This window comes from Paenibacillus alginolyticus DSM 5050 = NBRC 15375 (assembly GCF_000422905.1).
GTDB classification, from domain to species: domain Bacteria; phylum Bacillota; class Bacilli; order Paenibacillales; family NBRC-103111; genus Paenibacillus_E; species Paenibacillus_E alginolyticus.
Map to the genome: position 1 here is coordinate 1 of NZ_AUGY01000184.1, position 6,274 is coordinate 6,274.

Annotated in this window: 7 protein-coding genes, 2 pseudogenes and 1 riboswitch; of the genes and pseudogenes, 8 read left to right on the forward strand and 1 reads right to left on the reverse strand. The window is 41.6% G+C overall.

The window, feature by feature from the left end; all coding sequences use genetic code 11:
- The 3 genes and pseudogenes from G519_RS51195 to G519_RS0137465 all read left to right on the forward strand — a co-directional run.
- Nucleotides 1-960 (forward strand): annotated as a pseudogene (locus G519_RS51195) (DEAD/DEAH box helicase family protein); the annotation flags it as partial.
- A gap of 62 nt (nucleotides 961-1,022) precedes the next feature.
- Entirely contained in the window at nucleotides 1,023-1,148 is a 126-nt protein-coding gene (locus G519_RS53200) for a hypothetical protein (RefSeq protein WP_268633501.1), read from the forward strand.
- A 114-nt stretch (nucleotides 1,149-1,262) separates the two neighbouring features.
- A complete protein-coding gene (locus G519_RS0137465) occupies nucleotides 1,263-1,541 on the forward strand; it encodes a hypothetical protein (RefSeq protein WP_029198903.1) in 279 nt (92 codons plus the stop codon).
- A gap of 141 nt (nucleotides 1,542-1,682) precedes the next feature.
- On the opposite strand, the gene G519_RS0137470 is transcribed toward G519_RS0137465, so the two are convergent.
- Nucleotides 1,683-1,934 (reverse strand): helix-turn-helix domain-containing protein, encoded by a 252-nt coding sequence (locus tag G519_RS0137470; RefSeq protein WP_029198904.1) that lies wholly within the window; start codon nucleotides 1,932-1,934, stop codon nucleotides 1,683-1,685.
- Nucleotides 1,935-2,080: 146 nt separating this feature from the next.
- A riboswitch (cyclic di-GMP riboswitch) is annotated at nucleotides 2,081-2,166 on the forward strand.
- Between the two features lie 60 nt (nucleotides 2,167-2,226).
- Between G519_RS0137470 and G519_RS46575 the strand changes: the two genes are divergently transcribed.
- The 5 genes and pseudogenes from G519_RS46575 to G519_RS0137495 all read left to right on the forward strand — a co-directional run.
- Entirely contained in the window at nucleotides 2,227-2,586 is a 360-nt protein-coding gene (locus G519_RS46575) for a response regulator (RefSeq protein ID WP_051254074.1), read from the forward strand.
- Between the two features lie 30 nt (nucleotides 2,587-2,616).
- Nucleotides 2,617-4,479, forward strand: coding sequence for a DUF342 domain-containing protein (locus G519_RS0137480; RefSeq protein ID WP_029198905.1), 1,863 nt, complete (start codon nucleotides 2,617-2,619; stop codon nucleotides 4,477-4,479).
- Nucleotides 4,480-4,487: 8 nt separating this feature from the next.
- On the forward strand, nucleotides 4,488-5,534 hold the full coding sequence (locus tag G519_RS46580) for an HD-GYP domain-containing protein (RefSeq protein WP_244280354.1): 1,047 nt from the start codon (nucleotides 4,488-4,490) through the stop codon (nucleotides 5,532-5,534).
- 214 nt (nucleotides 5,535-5,748) lie between these two features.
- Nucleotides 5,749-6,036, forward strand: a complete 288-nt coding sequence (locus G519_RS0137490; protein ID WP_029198906.1) for a hypothetical protein — start codon at nucleotides 5,749-5,751, stop codon at nucleotides 6,034-6,036.
- A 20-nt stretch (nucleotides 6,037-6,056) separates the two neighbouring features.
- Nucleotides 6,057-6,274: pseudogene (locus tag G519_RS0137495) on the forward strand (topoisomerase); the annotation flags it as partial.

Below are 6,274 nucleotides of genomic sequence, written 5' to 3' on the forward strand. Positions count from 1 at the left end.
CGCGATTTGGAGCAGCGCAGCGGGCGCATTATCCGGCAGGGGAACCAGAACAGCGAGGTGCATATTTTTCGCTATGTGACCGAGAACACGTTCGAGGCTTACCTTTATCAAACGCTGGAGAACAAACAGCGCTTTATTTCGCAAATCATGACCAGCAAATCGCCGGTTCGGTCAGCCGAAGATATTGACGAAACGGCTCTTTCCTATGCCGAGGTGAAGGCGCTAGCGACCGGCAATCCGTACATCAAAGAGAAAATGGACTTGGACATCCAGGTATCCAAGCTCAAGCTGCTCAAAGCCAACCATTTAAGCCAACGTTACGCGCTGGAGGATCGGCTGCTCAAAATGCTGCCGCAGCAAATCAAGTCCACGGAGGAACGAATTGCCGGATACGAACGGGATGCCGCCTTGTACATGCGCTCCAAAGCGACTAAGAAGGAGGATACGGAGGAGTCGAATTTCCCCGGTATGGTCATCAAGGATTTTACCTACTCGGAGCGGATGGCGGCGGGCGCAGCTTTACTGGAAGCATGCAAGGGTATGACTTCGCCCGATCCGCAAGCAGCGGGCAGCTATTTAGGCTTTTCTATGTGGCTATCCTTTGACAGCTTCCACAAGGAATACAAAGTCACGCTGCGCGGTGCGCTGGGTCATCCGGTGACCCTCGGAGCGGATGCGGGCGGCAACATGACCCGAATCAATAATGCCTTATCCGACTTGCCTGCAAAGTTAGAGCATACCCGCGAGCAGCTTGCTACCTTGCGGCAGCAAATGGAAACGGCGAAAGAACAAATCGCGACTCCATTTGAGAAGGAGCAGGAGCTGCAAACAAAATCGGCGCGACTTGCGGAATTGAATGCGCTTCTCAATATGGATAAACGAGAAAATGAGGGTGTTGACAGCGTACCGGACGAAGAATCTGAGATATCGGAACGGCGGGTTGTGGGCCGTGAGCGATAACGGTCTGACACCGTCGTTCCTTCTCTTGCTTCCTGCTATAGTGGAAGCAGGAGGGGACACATATGGAATCGACGTTTTTATCGCGATTGCTCCATCGACTGATGACACAAACAGTACACTCTGGAGCTCCATTGGTGAGGATACCGGATGAAGCTTGGGTCAAGGAACTGTTGGAGATGGAGAGTTAAGAATCTAGAAAGTAAAACCGTAATCTATAAACATAGGATAGTTCCAATAATTTCTTGAGATACCTCTCCTTTCACTGTAACATCGGTACATTCTAGAGGAAGGGAGGGGTAAATATGCATAATATTGGTCCAGAGTGGTTGAGACCAGCTTTCGATCAAAGATTTATTGAAATTGCAAAGGAAGCTGGAAGTCAAATGGAGGTTGAACAATTCCGAATTAGGCAAAACGAAATAGAAAGGCTGCTTAAGGATGAATTAACACAAACCCATGTGGATCTTCTTCTCGAGTTGGAAGACATTCTTAACCATCGGAGTACTATTGAAAAAGAGAGGATCTATTTCGCAGGTCTTAGGGATGGGATGTATCTATTACGGAAACTAAATGACCTTTGAGTTGCTCATTCGGACGTAGTAAGTAGAAATCGCATTGTCGGGGGATTGATTTGTCTCCCCTCAATGCGATTTTATTTACTATCACGAGTACAGGAAAGGGCGTAGCCAATTCATTCGGGCTTCTGGTTGTCCTTATTTCAACTAATTTTTCTGATTCGATTCGATATCATTTTCACAGTCAATTTCTACAAGTTTAATCATCTCGGATGCTTTGATGTTAAGTGCCCTCGACAAGGCAAATATTGTAGAAATGGTCGGCTGATGAATACTTCTTTCCAACATTGAAATGTAAGTTCGATCAAGATCGCTTCTAAAGGCTAGTTCTTCTTGACTCAACATATTGTTAATCCTCAACGTTTTCAAAATTTTAGCAAAGGCTAGTTCAACTGTCATAGCTACCCCCTTTAGAGCTTTATCATTAGTTAGTATGGAGGTGATTTCAACGTAGTATACTCTACAAAATGGGTTTATTTTAAGAAATATATGTAGTAATATTGAACTATATAAGATTTAAATCGACAGGAACTTCATAGTTCTCACAAACGAAACGACAAACCTATTGAAAGTAGGGACTCAAAATTATGGACCTCAGGAAGATAATTTTCACGGCTGCCAAGTTACCGAAGGTAAGGTGAACCTCTATAACATCACTTGATGTTTTTTATTTTCAAATGGAGGGATGCCTATGGCGAGAATTATGATTGTAGACGATAATTTTTCTATTCGCTTATTGATTTCAACCTTAATCACGGATGCAGGTCATGAAGTCGTTTTACAAGCGACAAACGGTCAAGAGGCATTGAACGCCTATTTCAATACAAAACCCGATTTGTTGATAGTTGATTATCAAATGCCTGTCATGGATGGCATTTCGCTTATAGAAGAAATCTCAAAAGATGATCCTGCAGTCAAAGTCTTGCTGTGCACAGGCTCCATTGAAGAGTTGGGGAATGATACTAGGATACCTAAGGATGTTGCAGTGCTCTCAAAACCATTCGACAACAATGAATTTTTAGGATTAGTTACAGCAGCTCTAGAAAATTAATTCTCAGTTGCTGTCGATGAGGTGATTCGTATGTCAGATTTTATCAGTGAGCAAGAAATATTGAAGCTATTGAAGAAACTCGACCATGATTCCCAAGAGTCGGAAAGTGAACGGATGGGGTCATCTTCAGTAGCCGGAATTAACATAGAGGGTCAAATAAAAGATGGATACATTAAAGTCGAACAGGGTAAAATCATTATCGGGAATCCCTCCAATGGGGGGAAAATTCCGACGATCGAAGCTCAATCACCTGTCATCCTATTTATCGACGGTCAAGAGATCAATAGAAGAATGAAAGTATCATCTGAAAGTGTCATTGAGTGGAAGATTGAAGAAATGCCATTATTCGAGATTGAAATTTCTGACGATAAGTTAACAGCGTATTTGACTGTTCATCGTCCGAAAAGGCATGCATGGGTGTTATCTGATAATACCTCAACTTTGGATTTAACCCTTACTGCCGAAGAAGATTCAACGATTTATTTGGAAACATTAAACTTGCAGGAAATTCTCGCGGTTGTTGAAAACATGAATATCAAAATGAATCTTGATGTTACAATTATTCAAACCGAGATTATTCAACCTACTTATAGACCAGTGACCATCGCCAGAGGAAAAGCTCCGGTACCGGGTCAAGATGCTCGCCTAAATATGTTCTTTTCGGAAAATATCGAAAACATCTTTACAGAAGTAAGAGGTTTTGTCGATTTTAAGAATCATATGAATATTCCTTCTGTCAAAAGCGGAGATGTAATTGCAAAGAAGACACCTCCCGTAGAAGGTCAGATGGGGTATGATGTCTTTGGTAATCTGTTGCTTCCTGATCCCGTTCACGATATTCGTATTGCAGGGAAAGGCAATGTTGAAATAACGCCTGACGATATCGTTATAGCACGGAAAGAAGGAAGACCGCGAGTAGTCACTGGAAATAAGATAAAGTATTTCGATATTAACACCGCATTCATTGTTCCGGGTAATGTTGATTTGCAGACAGGTAATATCGTTTTCGCTGGAGACGTTATTGTATATGGTGATGTCATGGACAACATGATTATTGAGTCGCTTGGGAACATTTATATATCTGGCAGTGTTTATAATTCAACCTTAACCGCCACAGGAAGTATTGCAGTAAAGGGTAATGTAATTGGAAGTAATCTTTATTCGGGGTATTTCGGCATGCTCTACAACAGACTTTATAACGGTTCTAAACAGTTAATGGACTACCTCGAGAAGATGGCGGAAAGTGTAAAATTGTTATTGAATGAAATCAGTAAGAAGAAACTACTGGTTAGATATGGACAAGCGTTATTGTTAGTAACCGAGAGCAAGTATCAGCAGGTTTGGGAAGTTGTGAAAGAACTGCTTGGCGTTATTTCAAGCCTTCAGACTTACAATAAGGACGCTATGCAGCAATTAAAAGATTATTTGGAGTTATTTTTGTTACCGACCAAGCTAGTTGAAGTGATGACTGCTCCAAGAATGGAAGATTTCATTCGTGTATTGAAAGAAGCATTCATGAGAGTTGCGTTAAGTCAAGAATCGCAAGTTCAGATAAATATTAACCAAGCTCAAAACTCTACATTAAAGTCAAATGGGGATATTTTGATTAGAAGAGAAGGTGTTATTCAATGTGATCTCTATTCAGCGGGCAATATCGTATTCTTCCTAGATAACTCTGTATGTAGGGGATCTAAACTGGAGGCTGGAGATACCATTTCTGCAATGTATGTAGGTGGATTCACTGGAGTTGGGACAAGCCTAAAAGCAATAAATAAGGTTATTGTAAAGAAAATGTTTGAAGGCAGAGTAACTGTTGATCGGTATAGTACCGATATCTTTGAACCGGTAGAAGAAATGACTTTTGATCATAACAGCATCAAGAGACTTGCTTAGGGAAGGGAGTGATTCCTATCGACAATACAACATTCATCGGGAGAAGATTAAATAACAATATTTATTCCAGGCAAGGCAGTTTGCTTTTACCAAAGAGCACCATATTAAATGATCATAATCTCGATCTCTTACAACAACATGGTGTTAATTTATGGGATGCGGACACCCAACTTATTACCGAATTTATAATAGATGAAACAATCTCTGAAGTTCAATCTATATATGAAAAGATACACCACAGTACCGAGAAGCCATCAAATCAAATGATCCGTCAAAAGGTAATGCCAAAGATTCAGGAATTGTGTTCCAATTATAATATTTCGAATGTCTTATTGGGTTTAAGAAAGAAAGATCATTATACGTATCGACATTGTATTGGGGTTTCGGTGCTATCCTATTTAATTGGTAAATGGTTGGGTCTGCATGACATAGAATTGAATGACCTTGCTATTGCGGGTCTGTTGCATGACTTGGGCAAACAAAGAATTTCGCATTCAATCCTGAATAAGGCAGGCAAATTAAGTTCGGATGAGTATGCTGAAATGAAGCTGCATACGGTGTTCGGGTATGAGATGATTATTAAACTTCCAAACATTACGGATCAACAAGCGCTGGTTGCCCTACAACATCATGAACGAGAAGATGGCAGCGGGTATCCATACGGAAAATCTAGTGAAGAGATTGCATACTTTAGTAAGATTGTGGCTGTTGCCGATGTGTTTCATACGATGGTTTCAGAGCGTATATATAAGAAATCAATTCCACTATACAAAGTACTTCAGGAAATATACCAACGAGCATTCGGATTATTTGATCCAGTTATTGTTCAATGTTTTATCATAAACTTAATGAACAGGATGATTGGGGATTCAGTTCTTTTGTCAGATGGTAAAGTGGCTCGGATTGTAATGATCCATCCAGACGACTTGATTAATCCTCTAGTTGAATCAGAGGGACAATATTATGATTTAAGGTGGTCTAAAAACAGAATCATGGACTTTGGGCCAGTAACCAAAAATAATACCGGACTAGCTTACTGTGATAAGTCCATTTAGTGATTTATCTTTCGTGCTTCGACCAAAACCGGATACATCATTTTAGAAAGCTTGTTGCGCTTCATCGCGTGGCAGGCTTTTTGTTGTTTGGGAAATTATGACTTCGATGCGCAGCATTTCACAGGTCGAATATAGCCCCACTATTAAATTAATAAATTACAGACGAAAAGGACTCCGACTTCTGGGTCCTTTTCGCATTTCCGGAGGAATGAACATGATGTATGCCATCCCAAGCGGCGGCGGATGCTTTTGCCCGATTCTACCGCCTTTTTGTTACGGAACTATCCCGACCGAGGAGGGAGAAACCGTGCCAACATTGGAGTTGATATCCAAAGAGAAGAACGGATTTGGCGACATGTATTATTACATTCGTGATTCGAACGGGGTGACAAGTCAAGTTTATGAAGGCGATTTAGACGCATTCATGAAAAAGAATGGCGCTACGGAGTTGAAGGAAAGCAGAGCTTATCTGTATCCCAAAAAGCGGGGTAAGGCACGATGAACGGGAGAGGAGCTACGGCAATGAGCTATGTAAGCAGGGATCAGATCGAACGTGCGAAAAGTCTGGATTTACTCACGTATTTGCAAATGTGGGAGCCCGCAGAACTGGTACGTTGCTCTCGCAATGTCTATACTACCCGGACACACGACAGTTTGAAAATTTCCAACGGCAAATGGTACTGGTGGTCAAGGGGGATCGGCGGACGCTCCGCGCTGGACTATTTGATCAAAGTGCGGGG